This window comes from Amorphus suaedae, from assembly GCF_053629675.1.
In genome coordinates this window covers 2,714,736-2,732,442 of record NZ_JBRJIT010000001.1, presented here as the reverse complement: position 1 = coordinate 2,732,442, position 17,707 = coordinate 2,714,736, and the positions used below count along the sequence as shown (strand labels likewise).

The window sequence follows — 17,707 nt, the reverse complement described above, 5'->3', positions numbered from 1 at the left end:
GCGCTTGACTCTTTGCCTGTCCGCGATTTGGGGGCATCGTACCCGGCCCAACGTTAACAGCCTCTGACTGCCTCAATGCAGCCACTCTTCGTCAAGGTCTAGACCAAAGCGCATCGCGGGGTCGCCCAAAAAACGTCGCAGCGCGCCGATCCGCTCGCCGTTCGCGAGTATAGACCTTCCTTCCCGGAAAATCCCCGCACACCCGTTCCCTGCGGGCCGGAAGATTATGGTTAACCGATTCTCAACGCTTGGACGGTAGCACCATTGAATCCGCGTGTTCTGCGGCTCCGCGCCCGATTCGGTCGGGTGGGACGGCGCGTCGTTTGGGCGGACGGTACGAGAGTGGAAGGCCCCATGGTGAAGCTTCTGGCGCGGTCGAGTCTGATCGTCTGTCTCGTTCTGGCGGTGGCCGCCTGCTCCTACAAGCCGCGGGGCCCGCGCCTGGCGACGCTCGCCAACAAGGTTTCGGTCGAGAATGCCTTCATCAGCACGCCGCCGGGCGGGCCCCAGCCGATCGCGATCATCGAGCAGCGCTTCTCCAACGCCGTCCTGCAGGAGATCCTGCTGGAGAACCCGACGAGCTCGGCCGGCGAGAACGTGCTGGTTGTCCGCGCCTTCGGCCCGATGGGTGACGACCGCGGCATGGAGCGCATGTCGCTCGACGAGCCCACGACCGCTGACATCCGCCGCGAGATGCGCGAGCGCTTCCCCGGCGTGAACATGACGATTTCGGAATCCTACGTGCAGAACCGCTACGGCCCGTTCGCGTTCGCGACCGGCCAGCTGCGCAACGGCGTGAGCTGCATCTACGCCTGGCAGGAGATCCGCGCCAAGAAGAGCGTGCTGTTCCCCGGCTATCGCGGCGCCGTGACCTGGCGCCTGAGGTTCTGCGACGCCAATGCGACGCCGCGCGAGCTCCTCTACCTGCCGTACGGCCTCAACGTGAACGTCTACTTCCTGCAGGACAACTGGAACATCTACGGCAATCCGCCGGAGCCGAACCCGGACATCGGCAAGCTCGGCAAGCCGCTCGGACCGGACAAGGTCGTCGAGGACCTGTCGATGGCGCCGCCCGCGGGCTACGGCAACTATCGCCGGAACCAGAAGACGACGACCCGCCGGCGCTCCGCCCCGGTGGCCACCGCGCCGGAGCAGCGGCTGATGGAGAACGAGCCCGCCGCCGGCGCCGCCGTGGTGCCGCCGCCGGATCGCGCCGCCACCCTGCCCAGCGCCAGCCGCGGCCCGACGGTGATCACGCCGAACCAGCCGCAGGTGCAGCGTGCGCCATCGATCTCAGCGCCTTCGGGAAGCGGCGCCGGCATCCCGCCGCCGCAGTCCCAGGGCCAGGATGTTCCGGCCACCTCCATCAAGCCGACGGTCCGGGCGCCGTCGATCCCGGCGCCGACCACCTCGGATGCGATCCCGACGCCGCAGTCGGGGGGCTCGGGAGGCACGACCACCGACGGCGTGCGGACGGTCGGTCCGTCGACCAACCTGGCGCCCGCGCCCAAGGCGCCCAACGTGATCAGGTAGACCGGCCGGGCATCCCGCCGGCTCGCCGCCGGAAGGCCAGATCAGGCGCCCGCGATCCCCGTCGCGGGCGCCTTCTTGTTGGTGGAGATTGTCGTCAGACCAGACGGAAGCGCGGCGCCAGGTGCACCAGCACGATCCGCGACACGATCAGGATGGGGACGGCCATGAAGGCGCCGAGTACGCCCCAGATCCACAGCCAGAAGACCAGCGCCAGGAACACCACCAGCGGCGTCATGGTGAAGCGCCGTCCCAGGATGGTGGGGGTGGCGAACTGCCCCTCCAGCAGGTTGAGCCCCACGTAGACCAGCGGTGGCAGCACCGCGGCCGACATGCTGTCGTAGCTGATGGCGGCGACGCCCAGCAGGATCACCGCCATCGCCGCGGGCCCGATGTAGAGCGCGAAGTTGAGGACTGCGGCGAGCGCGCCCCAGAGGTGGGGCGAGGGCAGGCCGAGCAGCCACATGGCGATCCCGACGATGACGCCGAAGCAGGCATTGATCGCCGCGATGGTCAGCACGTAGTGCGACAGCGATCGTTCGATGTCCCGGAACATGCGCGCCGCCGCCCGCCGTCGCCGGAAGCGCACGAAGCTTCCGAGCACCTGCCGGCGAAACGCCGTGCGTCCGGCCAGGAAGAAGTACAGCGTCGCCAGGAAGATCAGGATGTGGGCGCTGACATCCGGCGCCGAGGAGACCATCGCGGTGACGATGCCGGGATCCTTCACCGCCACCTGCATGGTGGCGTCCTCGTCGCTGTCCGTCGCCTGCTGAACCTTCTTCTCGACCTGCTTCAGCCGGTCGAGCGGCTCGCGGACGTCCTCCCATTTGGCCTGCAGCTCGGAGGTGATTTCCGGGATCCGGGCGGACCACGTCTCCAGGGGCACGGCCATCGCCACCACGAGGCTCGCGATCGCCGCCACCGATCCGATCACGATCAGCGCGCTCGACAGCGCGGCCGGAAGGCCCCTCCGCCCCATCCAGTCGACGATGGGGGCGAGCGTCAGCCCGACCAGCAGTCCTGCGAAGGTCGGGGCGAGGACGTCGCGGCCGAAATGGAGCACCGCGGCGAGCGCGATGATGAACAGCCCGACGGTGGCGAAGTTCGATGCGTTGGCGAGCGGCCGCCGGCCGCCGCCGGTGTCCTCGGCGTCGGCGGAGGCGAGTGCCGCGATGGTCGGTGGTTGGGAGGGCGGTCTATCCAAGGGTCGCCGCCCGTCGCGTGTCGGCGGTCCGGACGGCCGGGCCAGGCGTGGCGGACCGGGCCTGCGGGGGCGGTTTGGTCGGGCGCACGGGGAAACCCCTTGTTGTTTTTTGGCGGGCGGTGCGGGGGGTCAATGCGGCAGCGCGACAGCGGTTCCCGAGAAATGCCCCTTCTGGCGCCAAATAGCGGCTACACAACACCTGCGCGAAGGAACTTTTGACGTGCATGGCACGTTGATTGCTCAGTGGGCGGTGGGTCGCTGTGACGCGTGGAGGAAACTATCATGATGTTGGATCAGATCCGCGACAATTGGCGGCCGATGAAAGGCGCGGTGCAGGAGCGCTGGTTTCGCCTGACGGACGATGACCTCGACCAGATCGACGGGCGCCTCGAGCGTCTCGTTCGGCGGATCGAGGCGCGCTACGGCATCTCGTCCGATGAAGCGGTTGCCCAGATCAACCAGTGGTACGCGCTTCTCATCCCCGAATGCTCGCGCTCCATCCGGACGGTGGTCAGGCCGACCGTCCACGTCTGAGCGCATGTGACGGCGCGGCACGCGCCGCCGCCGCCATTCGCCAATCCTTCGCGCGCCGACCCGGAGTGACATCCGGGGCGGCGTTTTTTATTGCGCCCGTCCGTCCTTCCGGGCGGCCTGAATGGCTGAACGTCAGCTTAGGGATTTTTCATAGGTTAAATATCAGGGGAAATCTAAGAAGTATTCGCGTCGAATTGATGAATTAAGTCTTCGATCCGGCGCATTTTCGAAGCGTTCGACCCGGTTATATTGACCTGCCTGGGCAACGGGAGCCGACAGAGCCCTGCGGCGGATTGACTTGCCATGGCTCAACTGACACGTTGCTGCCGGAATCGTGTGGGTGGCGCGCACGGCGGCGACCGCAATCGCGCTGGCATGTGGCGGATGCGCGTCCGTGCCAGGGCCGCCATCGCGCCCGGCCGGCGCGGTGGCGCTGTCCGGTCCGCCCGCCGCAATAAGCAAAACAGGAAGCACCATGTTCAAGAAGCTCATGCTCCCGATCGACCTGGCGCACGTCGCCAGCCTCGAGAAGGCGCTGAAGGCCGCGGTGGATCTTGCCCGCCTCTACGACTGCCCGATCTGCCTCGTCGGCGTGACGGCCGAGGCGGCGACCTCGGTCGCCCACACGCCGCGCGAATACGGCGAGAAGCTCGCCGCGTTCGGTGCCGACCTCGCCGCGAAGCAGGGCGTCGCGGTGGAAACCGCCTCCTACGCGGCCCACGACCCGTCGATAGACCTCAACAAGACGCTGCTGACGGCGGTCGGCGAGACCGGGTCGGACCTGATCGTCATGGCCTCGCACGTGCCGGGCCTGCCCGACCATTTCTTCAGCTCCCACGGCGGAGCGATCGCGTCGCACGCGCCCGTATCCGTCTTCGTGGTGCGCTAGCGCGGGCGCCGTTCCCGGCCGGGCGATCCCCGCCGGCAAAGACACGTGCCGCCGACGTGACGGGGCGACCGCCCGACCGGTCCCGCCCTTCGCCAACGGCGGAAATGAAACGAAAGGAACCTGAGACGTGAGCGACGATACCACCGTCTCCCCCGATGGGGACGTGACCCCCATCGAGACCGACTACACGGTTGGCCAGGACAACATCCAGCCGCAGATCGGCCCGTTCGGCATGGACATCCACAACCCGGTGTTCCTGATCTCCGGACTCACCATCGTCGCGTTCGTGGTCTTCGCGATCCTCGCGCCGGAACAGGCCGGGACGCTGTTCGGCTGGCTGCGGCCGGCGCTGACCTCGACCTTCGACGAGGTGTTCCTGTTCTCCGGCGACGTGTTCGTCATCCTGGCGCTGGTGCTGATGGTCTCGCCGCTCGGCAAGGTGCGGATCGGCGGCACGGAAGCGACGCCGGACTACTCCTATGCCGGCTGGTTCGCGATGCTGTTCGCGGCCGGCATGGGCATCGGGCTGATGTTCTTCGGGGTGTCGGAGCCGATCTCCCACTACACCTCGTCGCTGGCCGAAGCGGCCGGCTCGCCCGACAGCTGGGCGCCGCTCGGCGGTGCCGCCGGCGTCGAGCTCGAGGCGCGCCGCCTCGCCATGGCCGCCACCATCTTCCACTGGGGCCTGCATCCCTGGGCGATCTACGCGATCGTCGGCCTGTCGCTGGCGATCTTCGCCTACAACAAGGGCCTGCCGCTGTCGGTGCGCTCGATGTTCTACCCGATCTTCGGCGAGCGGGTCTGGGGCTGGGTGGGCCACGTCATCGACACGCTCGCGGTGTTCGCGACGCTGTTCGGCCTGGCGACGTCGCTGGGCATCGGCGCCCAGCAGGCGAACGCCGGCCTGAACTTCCTGTTCGGCATTCCCGAGAGCAACGTCTCCATGGTCGTGCTGATCTGCGGAATCACCGGGCTCGCGCTGCTCTCGGTGGTGGCCGGCCTCGACGCCGGCGTGAAGCGGCTGTCGGAAATCAACATGGTGCTGGCCGCCCTGCTGCTGGCCTTCGTCATCGCCGTCGGCCCGACGCTGATCATCTTCAAGGGCTTCTTCGCCAACCTCCTCGCCTACGCCGAGTACATGCCAGCGCTCGCCAATCCGTTCGGGCGGTCCGACACCAACTTCAGCCAGGGCTGGACGTCGTTCTACTGGGCCTGGTGGATTTCCTGGTCGCCGTTCGTCGGCATGTTCATCGCCCGCATCAGCCGCGGCCGCACGGTGCGGGAGTTCATCCTGTGCGTGCTGCTCATCCCGTCGCTGGTCTCGGTGCTGTGGATGACGGCCTTCGGCGGCACGGCGATCACCATGCTGAATTCCGGCTACGCCGAGATCGCCGAGGCCGACCTGCCGCTCAAGCTGTTCACCATGCTGAACGACCTGCCGCTCGCCAGCATCACTTCGTTCATCGCCATCGTGCTGGTGATCGTGTTCTTCGTGACCTCGTCGGATTCCGGCTCGCTGGTGATCGACACCATCACCGCTGGCGGCAAGGTCGACGCGCCGGTGCCCCAGCGGGTGTTCTGGGCGACGTTCGAGGGGCTGGTGGCGATCGCGCTGCTGCTCGGCGGCGGGCTGACGGCGCTGCAGGCTGCGGCCGTCTCGACCGGCCTGCCATTCGCGCTCGTGCTGCTGCTTGGCTGCGTGGCGCTTGTGAAGGGGCTGCTGTCGGAGCCTCGCGGCGCCTAACGCCGCGGCTCATGCCCTTGCTCCGTCCCGGTGCAGCTGTGCCGGGACGGCGCGAGATGCCCTAGCCCGGCTGCTCGACGCCGACGATGCGCGAGCCGGCCGGCACCACGAGCTGGCGATGCGGGAACGGGATCTCGATCCCGTTCTCCTTCAGCACGTCCCACAGCGCCAGAAACACGTCGCCGCGCACGTTGGTCAGGCCGTTCTGGGCGTCGGGGATCCAGAAGCGCAGCACGAAATCGACGGAAGATTCGCCGAAGCCGGTGATGTGGCACACCGGCGGCGGGTCCTGCATGACGCGCGCGACCTTCGCCGCCGCCTCGCGGGCGATGACCCGCACCTGGTGGGGATCGCTCGTGTAGCTCACCCCGAACGTCACATCGAGCCGGGCGCGGGTGTCGGTGTAGTACCAGTTGACCACCCGCTCCTTCACGAAGTGATCGTTGGGCACCAGGATCTCGCGGCCGTCGCGCGCCACGATCGACACGAAGCGCGCCCGGAGCGAGCGCACCCAGCCCACCATGTCGCCCATCTCGACGACGTCGCCCGGCTTGATCGACTTGTCGACGAGGATGATCAGCCCGCTGATGAAGTTCGAGACGATCGTCTGCAGGCCGATGCCGATGCCGAGCCCGAGCGCGCCGGAGAACACGGTGAGCGCGGTCACGTCGATGCCGACGGCCGCCAGCGAGGCGAAGATCGCCACCGCCACGAAGGCGATGCGCACCAGCTTGCCGACCAGCACCTGCACCGACGGCGTCAGGTCGGCGGTCCGGTCGACCCGGCGCTGGATGCCCTCGGCCATCAGCTTCGACAGCCACAGCATCACCACCAGGATGATGATCCCCTTGGCCAGCGACAAGAGCGAGATCCGCGTCGAGCCCAGCGAGACGGCGCGAGCATCCAGGATCATCGACAGCGGGTCGAGGATGCCCAGCAGTTCCAGCGCGAGCAGGCTCCAGCCGATGAAGGCGACGGTTCGCGCGGCGGTGCGGTTGCGCACCACGCGCGAGGCGATCGAGATCACCACCCAGGCGCTGACCAGCGTCGCGGCGAGCCGCAGCAGGAACACCGCCTCGACGCCGCCGATGCGCAGCGCCGCCGCGTAGGCGATCCACAGCAGCACGGCCATCAGGATGAAGCGGGTCCGGCGCAGCACCAGCGCGAGAAAGCGCAGCAGCCGGGGCCGGTCGCGCACCCGCCGCAGCCGCGCCTCCAGCAGCGGCTCGATCAGCCGGCCGATGAGCAGGGCGAGCGGGACGGCGACGGCAAGCAGGACGAGCTGGAGAACGGCCTCCGGCTCGGTCGAGCGCGCGAGCAGCTGCTCGAGGGGGCGCTCGACGGCGTCGAGCATGCCGCTTGCGGTGTCTTGGATCTCATCCATCGGGAAGGGTTCGCCGGTTCACGGGTTGGGCCAACAGATCATCGGCGCCACCCGCCGGACGTTTCCGTCCCGCCGGCATGGCCTCCGCCGTCAATGCCCCCAAATCGGCAGCCCCAGGCGCAACAGTAGCGCGGCGCGCTGGCGGAGGAAACGCCGCCGTCGGCTCAGAGCACTTCGTAGACGGTCAGCACGACGGCGCTGGCCAGCCGCGCGCCGGTCCCCACCAGGATCATGCCCGACAGCCAGCCGTAGCGCGGGTCGGCGGTGATGAAGCGCGCCTTGGTGCGCATGTAGTAGTCGGCGGGGTCGACCGGCTCGCCGCGGGCCACCGCGGCCAGCACTTCGGGCGGCCCGTGGCGCAGCCCGAAATTCTGGATCTCGATTGTCGCGCCGTCGTCGGTCTCGAAGGCGTAGCGCGCGTCGAGCTCGGCGATGCCGTCGGTGCGCACCAGCTGCCAGTCGGCGCCGATCGGCAGGATTCGGCCGTTGAGCCGCGCGCCGCGCACCGTGCCGCCGACGATCGGAATGATCCGGTGCTTGCCCTTGGCGCCGTCGCCCATCTCGTGGGGCGGCGACAGCTCGATCCTGAGGTCGCAGAGGTGGCGCAGCCCGGGGGCCGGAAGCGTCGGAAAGTCGGTGATGGCGTCGCTCATTGCATCGTCTGCGGCAGGAACAGCACGATCGCCGGGAAGGCGACCAGCAGGATCAGGCGGAGGATGTCCACCAGCACGAACGGCATCACGCCCTTGTAGATCTGGTAGAGGCTGACCGTCGGCGTGATGGAGTTGATGACGAAGACGTTCATGCCCACCGGCGGGGTGATCAGGCCGAGCTCGACGGTCATCACCACGATGATGCCGAACCAGATCGGGTCGAAGCCCAGCGCCTGCACGACGGGGAAGACGATGGGCACCAGGAGGATGATCATCGCCATGGCGTCGAGGATGCAGCCGAGCAGCAGGAAGAACACCAGGATCAGCGCCAGCGTCGGATAGGCGCCGAGATCCAGCGAGACCAGGAACGTGGTGATCTTCTGGGGCGTCTGGGTGATCGTCAGAAAATAGCCGAACAGCAGCGCGCCGATCAGGATCGTGTAGATCGAGACGGAGGTCCGGAGCGCCTCGGCGAGGCTGGAGAGCAGCGCCTTCGGGCCGAGCCGGCCGCGCGCGATGCCGATGATGGCGGTCAGCGCGGCGCCGGCGGCGGCGGCCTCGGTCGGCGTCACAACGCCGGCGTAGATGCCGCCGATGATGGCGATGAACAGCAGCCCGACCGCCCATACGCCGCGCAGCGACGCAAACCGCTCGCCCAGGCTCTGGCGTTCGCCGGAGGGCAGCCGTCGGCCGTGCACGATCTGCACGGTCAGCATGTAGAAGACGATCGCCAGGATGCCGGGGATGATGCCGGCGACGAACAGCTTGCCGACGTCCTGGTTGGTGATGAAGGCGTAGACGGCGAGCACCACCGACGGCGGGATCAGGATGCCAAGCGTGCCGCCGGCGGCGATCACGCCGGTCGAGACGTCGTCCGGGTAGCCGAAGCGCTTCATCTCCGGCAGCGCGATGTTGGTCATCGTGGCGGCGGTGGCGACCGACGATCCGCAGATCGCGGCGAAGCCGGCGCAGGCGCCGATCGTCGCCAGCGCCAGGCCGCCGCGCAATTGCCCGAGCCAGGCGTTGCCGGCGCGGAACAGCTCCCGCGACAGGCCGGAGTTGGTGGCCAGCACGCCCATCAGCACGAACATCGGAACGAGGCTGAGGTTGGTGTCGGTGACGGTGCGGATCGGGGAGCTGGCGAGCAGGTTGAGCGCCGGGCCCCAGCCGACGATGGCGGCGAAGCCGCAGACGCCGACGACGCCCATGGCGATACCGACCGGCACCCGCACCGCCATCATGCCGAAGAGCGAGATGAAGCCGAGGACGGCGACGAGGTCGCGTTCACTCATATCCGGACTCCGCGGGCTGGTGGATGTCCGGATCGGCGGCGGGCTGCTCCGCGCCGGTCAGCAGATAGAGGAGCCGCGCCGCGACGGTGAAGATCGACACCACCACGCCGGCCCAGGCGAGCGCCAGCCACGGCCACACCGGCCAGCGCAGGTCGAAGGTGGATTCGTAGGAATTGTAGGCGCTGTCGACCCGCTCGAAGAGCTTGTAGGCGAGCGCGATGGTGAACACGAGCAGGACGGCCCAGCCGAACGCTTCCATGATCCGGGCGACGCGCGGCGGCACGATCTGGGCGACGATGTCGACGGCGATGTGGCCGCCGCGGAAGCCGATGGAGGCGAGCCCCCACATCACCGCGACGCCGAGCAGCAGCCGGGAGAGATCGAACGAATCCGGGATCGGGAAGGAGAACAGATACCGGCCGATCGCCGAGACGAAGACCAGCATCGTGACCACGCCGAGGCAGATTCCGGCGATCACGTCGACGCCCTTCGAAAAGCGTTCGAGGTTTCGGAAGATCGGTCGCATGGGTGCGGCTCGGGCTTGGGAGGGTGGGTCGGCGATGGCGATCGCCGGCGGGATCGCGGCGGTTGGGGCGGGATCCGGGCCTCAGGGCCCGCCCCGCCCTCCGGCAGGCGCGGTTGCCGCCGCGCGGTCGAAGCGCGGCGGCAGCGCGATCAGTAGGCGGAGTCGTTCTTCTTCAGCTCTTCGGTGAAGCTGTCGTAGATGGCGTTGGCGTCGTAGCCGCGGCCGTTCACGTCGGTCTTCCACTGTTCGAGCAGCGGCGCCGCCGCGTCCTTCCAGGCCTGCACCTCTTCCGGGGTCGGCTTGTCGACGAAGTGGTCGGAGGAGGCGAGCGCCTTCTCGCGGCCTTCGTCTTCCCAGTTGGCCCAGCCGGAGGCGACCTTCTCGGCCCAGTCGGGGGTGCAGTGGTCGTCGATGACCTTCTTGTCCTCGGGCGACATCGCGTCGTAGCGCGCCTTGTTCATGACGGTCACGAAGGTGGTCACGTACATGGGCATGTCGAGGTGGTGCTTGGTCACGTTGTCGATGCCGAACAGCCAGATCGAGTTCCACGGGAAGGTGATCGCGTCAGCCGCGCCCTTGGAGAGCGCGTCGCGGGCTTCCGGAGCGGACACCTGGACGTTGGAGCCGCCGAGCATCGTGACGAACCGGCCCATGGTGGCGTGCGCCGGGCGGATGTTCTTGCCCTTCACGTCGGTCGGCGAGGTCAGCTTCTCCTTCGAGTGGAAGGTGCCCGGCGAGTGCAGGTACGCCATGCAGAAGTGGACGTCGGCCATCTCCTTGCTGGCGTACTGCTCGTACCAGGCGTCGAACGCCTTGCTGCCGCGCGTGGCGTTGTCGATCTGGAACGGGATCTCGCCCAGCGCGATCACCGGGAAGCGGCCGGCCTGGTAGCCGGGGTTGATGTAGCCGAAGTCGGCGATGCCGTCGCGGACCATGTCGTAGTGGTCCGGCGCGGCGCCGAGCTGCTGGGCGGGATAGATGGTGATCTTGATCCGCCCGTCCGACGCTTTCGCGATCGATTCAGCCCACGGCTCGAGGCCGGTCGGCTGCAGCGGATGCTGGGCCGGAACCCAGGTCGAGAACGAATATTCCGTCTGTGCGTGCGCCTGCGTGGCGAAGACCATGCCGGCGGCGGCAGCTGCGGCGAGCCAAGTACCCTTCATCGGTCGCTATCCTCCCTGGTTTGCGACAGTCCCAACGGGCTTTCCGGCCAGGGGCGATGGATCCGCGGACGGCCTCTATGGGCCGCTTGTGGGTCGCGGATGTCGACCGAAGGACGTCAAATTCCCGTCGCTTGAACGAATGCGAGTTCGTTTGGGTCGCAACCATACCAGTCCGTACGGTGAACGCAATCGACCTTGGCGGCAGTCCTTCTCCATCGGCCTTCCGCACCGTCCGGGCGCGAAAAAAGCCCCGGCGCGGGCGCCAGGGCTTCTGCAGATCGGATCCGGTCGGGGGCCGGTCCCGCGGGCGTCAGGCCGCGTCGATCGCGCTGACCATCGACTGGTAGACGTCGTTGACGGCGGCCAGGTCGGCGGCGGTCGCCGCGCGGCGTTCCTCCAGCCCGGCGATCGACGACTCCAGCTTGTCGCGGCGCTGCCGCGCCGCGCGCGCCGCCGTCGAATAGGCGAAATGGGAGGGGTCCTGCACGCCGGTGCGTCGCTCCTCCGCTTCGATCTGCCGATCGAGATCGTCCGCGATGCGCCGGAAGTCGGCGATCATCATGTCGGACTGGGCAAGCTGGCGCTCCAGCTCCCTGACCTCGAATTCCTTATTTCGTACTGAACTCTCTCGCGGCTTCATGACGTACTCACTCCCCCGATGCCGGTAGCGGACCGTAAGGGCGAGTCCTTGCCAAAGCGTTCGCAAAATCGGGGAAATTCGGGATCGCCCGGTTACCTTTTCGCGACGGAGCCGTCCGCGAGGGCCTTTTCGGCGGTTTGGTAACACATCGTTTACGGCTCTTGTTCACCATGAGCCTCGCACCCGCCTGGCGTACTTTGCGCCCGTCGGAGGCCGCGACTTCCAGCGGGGTCGCGGAAACCGGTTCGTTCCGACCGCGACCCTATCCAGCTGTGGATGAAAGAATGCCTTTTTCGCAACGGCTTATAGTGAACCGTCAATCTGCGTATTTAAGGCCCTTGGGGTCCGTTTCGGCATTTGTTAACCATTATGGGTCAGTCTCTCGAATCGGGACACAGACCACGTCGACGCCGTCGTTTTCGGACCTGGCGGACATGACGAACCCGAGGGCGGGTGGCACGAGGGGATTGGCATGCGCGTACTGCTAATCGAAGACGACCGCGCGATGGCGCAGAGCATCGAGCTGATGCTCAATTCCGAGAAGTTCAATGTCTACATCACCGATCTCGGTGAGGAGGGCATCGACCTCGGCAAGCTCTACGACTACGACATCATCCTTCTCGACCTCAACCTTCCGGACGTGTCCGGCTACGAGGTCCTGCGGACGTTGCGTGTGTCGAAGGTGGCGACGCCGATCCTGATCCTGTCGGGTCTCGGCAACATCGAGGACAAGGTGCGTGGTCTCGGCTTCGGCGCCGACGACTACATGACCAAGCCGTTCCACAAGGACGAGCTGGTCGCCCGCATCAATGCCATCGTCCGGCGCTCGAAGGGCCATGCCCAGTCGATCATCCGGACCGGCGAACTTGCGGTGAACCTCGATACCAAGACCGTCGAGGTCGCCACCCAGCGGGTCCATCTGACCGGCAAGGAGTACCAGATGCTGGAGCTCCTTTCCCTGCGCAAGGGCACCACGCTCACCAAGGAGATGTTCCTCAACCATCTCTACGGCGGCATGGACGAGCCGGAGCTGAAGATCATCGACGTCTTCATCTGCAAGCTGCGGAAGAAGCTGTCGGCGGCGACCGGGGGCAAGAACTACATCGAGACCGTATGGGGTCGCGGGTATGTCCTTCGGGAACTCGAAGAGGAAGTGGCGAAGGAATCGGCCTGAGCCCCTTCGGGCCGGCCGACGCCACATCGCCGCGGACGACGCCTGTCCGGCGCCCGCGGCCTGCTCCAGTTCAGCGCGCGTCGAGGGTGAAGCGATCCTCGTCCAGGCTGGCGGTCACCGTCATGCCGATGTCGCGCGCCAGCAAACCTGTCAGGTAGGGCTGTATCGAATGCGGGTCGAGCGGGACATCCGAAGGCTCGCCGATCACGAAGGGCGTGGTGTCCGGGATCCGCGCCTTGACGCCTTCCGCGACGACCGTGAAGGCCGCCTTCTCGCCCTCCATTTCCGCCGTCACCGTCACCGTGCCGCCGCGGGGGATCGCCCGGATCGCGAAGATCGCGAGATTGAGCAGCACCTTGACCGCCGAGCGCGGGGCGATCGCCACCGGCAGCGTCACCGCCAGGTTGGCGCGCTCGTGCTCGAACTGCGCCTCCAGCATCCGGCCCGCGTCGGCGAGATCGATCATCGAGCCGGCCGAGCCGCCGGCGCCGAAGGCCAGCCGCATGAACTGCAGCGACGCCGACGCCTGCTGGGCGCTTCTGGCGACGAGTTGCATGGCGAGCTCGCGCGTCTCCGGCGAATCGTCGCTCTCCAGCAACTCCAGTCCGTTGATGATGGCGCCGACCGGGCCCACCACGTCGTGGCAGATCCGGCTGGAGACGAGGCTGGCAAGCTCGAGGGGGCCGAGGGGCTCTTCGGAAGACACGGAAGCGATGATCCCTGCAGGATGGCGGTTCGGCTCGCGCGGCTGCGCGAATCGGATGGTCGGCCGAGCGTTACACGGAGGCGTCATCGGTGCCAACTGCCGCGCCGGAGCCGCCATCGGGCGCTTCGGACGGCCTGATCGACCGGATCCGGGCCCACGGATTCGGGAGGGTGAACCCGTCGCCCGCCGTGCCGGTCTCAGCCGTCCGGACGGCATCGGTCCGGGGGACGACGAACCGGCGCGGGTGTCCCCGTCGCCAGGAGGAGAGTGAGATGACCGCAACGAAGCCGAGCCGACGCGGCGTGGCCGCGCCCATCTGGGCGATGCTCGCCGTGGCGCTGATGGTGCTGGCGATGCCGACCGCCGCCGCCGCGCAGCAGTCGCTCGCGCCATCGGGTGGCACGACCTATGGCGCACCCGCCCAGACAGGGGCGCCTCCCGGCAGCCAGACCTACAGCCCCGACGAGATCGCGACCACGGGCCACAAGTTCTTCGGTGAGGTGTCCGGCGGGCTGGCGTCGGTCATCGAGAACGCCTTCTCCAAGTACGGCGAGCCGAACGCCTACATCCTCGGCCAGGAGGGCTCCGGCGCCATCATCGGCGGCCTGCGCTACGGCGAGGGCACCCTCTACACCCGCCTCGGCCAGACCAAGGTCTACTGGCAGGGCCCGTCCGTCGGCTGGGACTTCGGCGGCGACGGCGCCCGGGTGATGATGCTCGTCTACGACCTGCCGACGGTGCAGGCGATCTTCCAGCGCTACGTCGGCGTCAACGGCTCGGCCTACCTGGTCGGCGGCTTCGGCATGACGCTGCTGGCCGCCGACACCACCTACGTGGTCCCGGTGCGCTCGGGCCTGGGGGCGCGCCTCGGCGTCAACCTCGGCTACCTGAAGTTCACGCCGAAGCCGACCTGGAACCCGTTCTGACCGACCTGCACCGGTCCCCGTTCATGGCGCGCGGACCGGTCGGCCCTTTCGCCGCCAAGCCATCGCGATCCCGCACCGTCTCCGATCGAGGCAGGCGCGGGATCGGTCACGACCGGCAGCGGATTCGATGAATCGCGCCGTTTCCGCGCCGATCGGGCGCGGATCGGCGGAAAATGCTCAGCAACCGTCCCGTCCGTCGCGTCATATCGTCTGACGCCGGCGCGGACGGCCGGCAGAGAAATCGTGAAGTGGCCCCGGACTGTCGTTCGCGCTAAAGACAGGTGTGCTGACCTGTCCGCGGTCGCGGTGGGTCGCTGGTGACTTACCGAGGTCCGCGGACCGCGGAGGATGATGTGGACGACCGGCTCTCCCTGCTTGTGACCTACGGCCCGATCGCGGGCTTCGTGCTGGCTTTCCTGCTGGCGCTTTACTGGCGCGCCGCCGCCCGCCGGGCGCGTCGCCGCGCCGAGCGGGCGCGGCCGATGGCGCTGGCGGAGGCGCGCGCCGAGCGCGACGTGCACCGCGCCGAGCATGCGGTGGAACTCCGCAGCCTGGAGCAGCAGCTCGAGGAGGCGAAGGCCCAGCTGGGCGTCGCCCGGCTCGCCGCCGCCCGCGACAACAAGCTCCAGCACGACCTCACCCGCGCGCTCGAACGCGCGGTGCAGGCGGAGACCGCCCAGAACCGGCTCGAGCGTGAGATCGCCGACGAGCGGGCGCGCGCCAGCGACCTCGCCTATCGGCTGGAGGACCGCGAGAAGGAAATGGCCGCCCAGGCGGCGCGCATCGCGGAAGCCGAACGGCAGGTCGAGGAGGCCCGCGCGGAGGTCCGGTCCGCCGGCGCCGACCGCGAAGCCGCCCGCGCCGAGCTGGAGACGCTGCGCCGGGAGAAGACCGAGGCCGCGACCCGCATTGAGGCCCTCTCCCTGCAGATTTCGGAGATACGGTCGGCCCAGGTGAGCGGCGAGGAAGTCGCCGCCCTGCGCTCCAGCCTGACCAAGGCGACCGAGGAGCACGCCGCCGAGAAGGCGCTCCGCATCGAGGCCGAACGGCGCTTCCACGAGCGCGAACGCGACCTGGAAGGACACTCGGCCGCCATCCGCGACGCGGAGAACCGTGCCGAGACGCTGCGCCTCGAGGCGGCCCGCACCGAGCGGGCCCTGTCGGAGAAGACCGCGGCGCTCCAGGAGGCCGAGGCGGCGCGCGAGACCGCCGAGCGGCAGCTCCGGACGATGATGAACGACGGCGACCACGACCGCGCCTCGGCGGCATCGGCCAAGGCGCGCATCGATCTCCTGTCCCAGGAACTCTCCGACCTGCGCGCGGCGCGGGTCAGCGGCGACGAGGTGGCCGAGCTCCGCCGGTCCCTCGGCGAGGCCAATGCGGCGCTCGCCGAGGAGCGCGCCCGCCGGGTGGAGCTGGACAGCACCGTCCGGCAGCTTCAGGCCGCCGCGCCGGCGAAGAAGACCTCCGCCAAGGCAGCGGCCGCTGCGGCCGCCGCCGCCGAGGCGGCTGCGGCGTCGGCGCCGGACGGGGTGGCCGAGGAACTGGCGCGGATCCGCCAGAGCCTGAACGAGGCGAACAACGCGCTCGCGGCGGAGAAGAGCCGGCGCATGGCGCTGGAATCCGATGTCGTCCGCCTGCAGCGGGAGGCGCTGGAGGCGCGCGCCACGGCGGACGCGGCGACCGAGGCGATGGCGCCCGCCGCGTCGTCCGCCATCGAGCCGAAGGCCAACGGCAGCGAGCAACCGGTCCAGAGGGCCGCCCAGGCGGCATCGGTCGTCCCGAGCGTCGCCGGCCCCCGCGCCGGGCCCGGTTACGGCCAGGACGAGATCGACGACCTGCGCCACGAGCTGGAACGGCTCAGGGCCGAGAACGCGGCGCTTGCCCGCCATGCCGACGGGCACGGCGAGATGGACCGTCTCGAAACGGCGGTGCTGCGCGAGCGCCTGCAGGACATCGCCGCCGAGATCGCGGTCGTGGTCGCGCGGGCGTCGGGCTCCAATGCGCTGCTTCAGGACGACGGCGCGCTTCCCGGCGAGAGCCCGGACGCCATCGGCTCCCCGGACCGCGACGGCCCGAGCCTCGCCTCGCGCGTGCGCGCGCTGAAGCGCCGGCGCGCCGTTTGAAGTGCGCCGGGCCGGAGCGGACCTCCCGCCCGACCCGCGCCCTCCGGCAGGCGGCGGCTAGCCGCTTCAGACAAATGCCTCGAAAGCCCCGGATCCGGCCAGAAGCTGCCGCTCGATCCTGCGTTCGTGCGCAGGTTGTGGCCGGCGCCCGGAAGCGCGCGCGGACCGTCGGCGGGCGGCTAAGCCAGCGTGACAATTCGATGAAAGTCTGGTCTGGTCGGATCAGAGATATGATCCAAAACAACAAAATATCTCACTGGGGGAGGATTGGCCCGATGCGGTCAATCGAACGATTGGCGGTTCGGTAGATCACCATATGAAGCGGCCGAAACCACCGCACGTACCGGCTCGGGATGATGCCCGTACCACCTGGTCGCCCGAGGAGGCGGCCGAACGCATCGGAGACGGGGCAGGGGGTTCCACCCGGTCCGGGGTTCAGGCCGACGCGGATGCGTGCACCAGGCTGCAGGTTCCGGTAGCCGGACGCCGCCGCCGGCAATCGCAGGGCGGCTTGCCGCCGCTTCCCGGAAATCCGGGGTCCGCCCCGTCCCGCGAGAGATCCGACCTCGACCCCCAAACCGCCTCCGAGCGGGCGGAAGGGCTTCTGCTGAGGCTCGCCGCCCACGACCCCGACACGGTCGGCCATCTGCGGCGCACCGCCGCCACGGTCGAGGCGGTGGCCACCCGGCTGGGCTGGGACGCGGCCCGGGTGCGCTGGACGACCTTCGGGGCGCTTCTCCACGACATCGGGAAGATGAAGGTGGCGCCCGAGGTCACCTTCAAGCCGGGTCCGCTGTCGGAGATCGAGCAGGCCGCCATGCGCGACCATGTGGTCTACGGCACCCGGCTCGTGTCGGAGGCCGGTTTTCCGCCGTTGGTGGCGCGCATCGTCCACGACCACCACGAACGGCTCGACGGCAGCGGCTACCCATCCCGGCTGCGCGGGCGCGAGATCGACGAGGAGGTCCGGCTGGTGATGCTGGCCGACATCGCCGATGCGATGCTGTCCCGCCGGCCCTACAAGAAGGCGATGCCCCTGAAGGTCGTCCGCGACGCGCTCCAGGCGGGCGCGGGCATCCTCTTCGATGCCGAGCTCATCGGCCCCGTGGTGGCCGAACTCGAGCGGCGCGAGGCCGCGACCTAGCGTCCGGCCCGGTTAGGCGGCCGCGCATCATCGATTCGCAACGGCCCCCTAGTCCACATCTCGCCCTGTCCG

At 68.7% G+C, this 17,707-nt stretch carries 17 protein-coding genes; 8 read left to right on the top strand and 9 right to left on the bottom strand.

Features of this window, described 5'->3' with window-relative positions; all coding sequences use genetic code 11:
* Positions 1–354 precede the first annotated feature (354 nt).
* Positions 355–1,533, top strand: a complete 1,179-nt coding sequence (gene bcsN, locus AB7M35_RS12175; RefSeq protein ID WP_453960110.1) for a cellulose biosynthesis protein BcsN — start codon at positions 355–357, stop codon at positions 1,531–1,533.
* Positions 1,534–1,627: 94 nt separating this feature from the next.
* Here bcsN and AB7M35_RS12170 read toward each other — a convergent pair whose 3' ends face one another.
* Positions 1,628–2,734 carry an AI-2E family transporter gene (locus AB7M35_RS12170; RefSeq protein ID WP_453960109.1) on the bottom strand — a complete coding sequence of 369 codons (1,107 nt, stop codon included), beginning with the start codon at positions 2,732–2,734 and terminating at the stop codon, positions 1,628–1,630.
* 285 nt (positions 2,735–3,019) lie between these two features.
* Here AB7M35_RS12170 and AB7M35_RS12165 point away from each other — a divergent pair, with 285 nt between their 5' ends.
* Positions 3,020–3,268 carry a CsbD family protein gene (locus AB7M35_RS12165; RefSeq protein ID WP_453960107.1) on the top strand — a complete coding sequence of 83 codons (249 nt, stop codon included), beginning with the start codon at positions 3,020–3,022 and terminating at the stop codon, positions 3,266–3,268.
* 162 nt (positions 3,269–3,430) lie between these two features.
* On the opposite strand, the gene AB7M35_RS12160 is transcribed toward AB7M35_RS12165, so the two are convergent.
* The gene (locus AB7M35_RS12160) at positions 3,431–3,760 is read right to left on the bottom strand and encodes a hypothetical protein (RefSeq protein WP_453960105.1); all 330 of its coding nucleotides are present in this window, start codon (positions 3,758–3,760) and stop codon (positions 3,431–3,433) included.
* Here AB7M35_RS12160 and AB7M35_RS12155 point away from each other — a divergent pair.
* Both AB7M35_RS12155 and AB7M35_RS12150 read left to right on the top strand, forming a co-directional pair.
* Positions 3,744–4,157, top strand: a complete 414-nt coding sequence (locus AB7M35_RS12155; protein ID WP_453960103.1) for a universal stress protein — start codon at positions 3,744–3,746, stop codon at positions 4,155–4,157. The genes AB7M35_RS12160 and AB7M35_RS12155 overlap by 17 nt on opposite strands.
* Before the next feature lie 127 nt (positions 4,158–4,284).
* Complete coding sequence (locus AB7M35_RS12150) at positions 4,285–5,901, top strand: BCCT family transporter (RefSeq protein ID WP_453960101.1); 1,617 nt, start codon at positions 4,285–4,287, stop codon at positions 5,899–5,901.
* Positions 5,902–5,962: 61 nt separating this feature from the next.
* Here the strand turns inward: AB7M35_RS12150 and AB7M35_RS12145 are convergent, their stop codons facing one another.
* The 6 genes from AB7M35_RS12145 to AB7M35_RS12120 form a co-directional block, all read right to left on the bottom strand.
* Positions 5,963–7,285, bottom strand: coding sequence for a mechanosensitive ion channel family protein (locus AB7M35_RS12145; RefSeq protein ID WP_453960099.1), 1,323 nt, complete (start codon positions 7,283–7,285; stop codon positions 5,963–5,965).
* A 164-nt stretch (positions 7,286–7,449) separates the two neighbouring features.
* Positions 7,450–7,938, bottom strand: coding sequence for a DUF3237 domain-containing protein (locus AB7M35_RS12140; protein ID WP_453960097.1), 489 nt, complete (start codon positions 7,936–7,938; stop codon positions 7,450–7,452).
* Positions 7,935–9,230, bottom strand: a complete 1,296-nt coding sequence (locus tag AB7M35_RS12135; protein WP_453960095.1) for a TRAP transporter large permease — start codon at positions 9,228–9,230, stop codon at positions 7,935–7,937. Before AB7M35_RS12135 ends, AB7M35_RS12140 begins: the two co-directional genes overlap by 4 nt.
* On the bottom strand, positions 9,223–9,756 hold the full coding sequence (locus tag AB7M35_RS12130; RefSeq protein WP_453960094.1) for a TRAP transporter small permease: 534 nt from the start codon (positions 9,754–9,756) through the stop codon (positions 9,223–9,225). Before AB7M35_RS12130 ends, AB7M35_RS12135 begins: the two co-directional genes overlap by 8 nt.
* 149 nt (positions 9,757–9,905) lie before the next feature.
* On the bottom strand, positions 9,906–10,919 hold the full coding sequence (locus tag AB7M35_RS12125; RefSeq protein WP_453960093.1) for a TRAP transporter substrate-binding protein: 1,014 nt from the start codon (positions 10,917–10,919) through the stop codon (positions 9,906–9,908).
* A 310-nt stretch (positions 10,920–11,229) separates the two neighbouring features.
* On the bottom strand, positions 11,230–11,559 hold the full coding sequence (locus tag AB7M35_RS12120) for a hypothetical protein (RefSeq protein WP_453960091.1): 330 nt from the start codon (positions 11,557–11,559) through the stop codon (positions 11,230–11,232).
* A 472-nt stretch (positions 11,560–12,031) separates the two neighbouring features.
* On the opposite strand from AB7M35_RS12120, the gene ctrA reads away from it, so the two are divergent.
* Positions 12,032–12,733, top strand: a complete 702-nt coding sequence (gene ctrA / locus AB7M35_RS12115; RefSeq protein ID WP_453960089.1) for a response regulator transcription factor CtrA — start codon at positions 12,032–12,034, stop codon at positions 12,731–12,733.
* Between the two features lie 70 nt (positions 12,734–12,803).
* Here the strand turns inward: ctrA and AB7M35_RS12110 are convergent, their stop codons facing one another.
* A complete protein-coding gene (locus AB7M35_RS12110; RefSeq protein ID WP_453960088.1) occupies positions 12,804–13,439 on the bottom strand; it encodes a histidine phosphotransferase family protein in 636 nt (211 codons plus the stop codon).
* Between the two features lie 272 nt (positions 13,440–13,711).
* Here AB7M35_RS12110 and AB7M35_RS12105 point away from each other — a divergent pair, with 272 nt between their 5' ends.
* The 3 genes from AB7M35_RS12105 to AB7M35_RS12095 all read left to right on the top strand — a co-directional run bounded on the left by AB7M35_RS12105 (position 13,712) and on the right by AB7M35_RS12095 (position 17,635).
* Positions 13,712–14,365, top strand: coding sequence for a DUF1134 domain-containing protein (locus AB7M35_RS12105; RefSeq protein ID WP_453960086.1), 654 nt, complete (start codon positions 13,712–13,714; stop codon positions 14,363–14,365).
* A 353-nt stretch (positions 14,366–14,718) separates the two neighbouring features.
* A complete protein-coding gene (locus tag AB7M35_RS12100) occupies positions 14,719–16,491 on the top strand; it encodes a hypothetical protein (RefSeq protein WP_453960084.1) in 1,773 nt (590 codons plus the stop codon).
* 511 nt (positions 16,492–17,002) lie between these two features.
* Entirely contained in the window at positions 17,003–17,635 is a 633-nt protein-coding gene (locus tag AB7M35_RS12095; protein WP_453960082.1) for an HD-GYP domain-containing protein, read from the top strand.
* Positions 17,636–17,707 lie beyond the last annotated feature (72 nt).

Bases quoted from the DNA above. Each gene is read 5' to 3' on its own strand.
- AB7M35_RS12135 (WP_453960095.1), bottom strand. From the start codon at position 9,230: ATGAGTGAACGCGACCTCGTCGCCGTCCTCGGCTTCATCTCGCTCTTC.
- AB7M35_RS12165 (WP_453960107.1), top strand. From the start codon at position 3,020: ATGTTGGATCAGATCCGCGACAATTGGCGGCCGATGAAAGGCGCGGTG.
- AB7M35_RS12145 (WP_453960099.1), bottom strand. From the start codon at position 7,285: ATGGATGAGATCCAAGACACCGCAAGCGGCATGCTCGACGCCGTCGAG.
- AB7M35_RS12130 (WP_453960094.1), bottom strand. From the start codon at position 9,756: ATGCGACCGATCTTCCGAAACCTCGAACGCTTTTCGAAGGGCGTCGAC.
- bcsN (WP_453960110.1), top strand. From the start codon at position 355: ATGGTGAAGCTTCTGGCGCGGTCGAGTCTGATCGTCTGTCTCGTTCTG.
- AB7M35_RS12125 (WP_453960093.1), bottom strand. From the start codon at position 10,919: ATGAAGGGTACTTGGCTCGCCGCAGCTGCCGCCGCCGGCATGGTCTTC.
- AB7M35_RS12155 (WP_453960103.1), top strand. From the start codon at position 3,744: ATGTTCAAGAAGCTCATGCTCCCGATCGACCTGGCGCACGTCGCCAGC.
- AB7M35_RS12105 (WP_453960086.1), top strand. From the start codon at position 13,712: ATGACCGCAACGAAGCCGAGCCGACGCGGCGTGGCCGCGCCCATCTGG.
- AB7M35_RS12160 (WP_453960105.1), bottom strand. From the start codon at position 3,760: ATGAGCTTCTTGAACATGGTGCTTCCTGTTTTGCTTATTGCGGCGGGC.
- ctrA (WP_453960089.1), top strand. From the start codon at position 12,032: ATGCGCGTACTGCTAATCGAAGACGACCGCGCGATGGCGCAGAGCATC.
- AB7M35_RS12120 (WP_453960091.1), bottom strand. From the start codon at position 11,559: ATGAAGCCGCGAGAGAGTTCAGTACGAAATAAGGAATTCGAGGTCAGG.
- AB7M35_RS12140 (WP_453960097.1), bottom strand. From the start codon at position 7,938: ATGAGCGACGCCATCACCGACTTTCCGACGCTTCCGGCCCCCGGGCTG.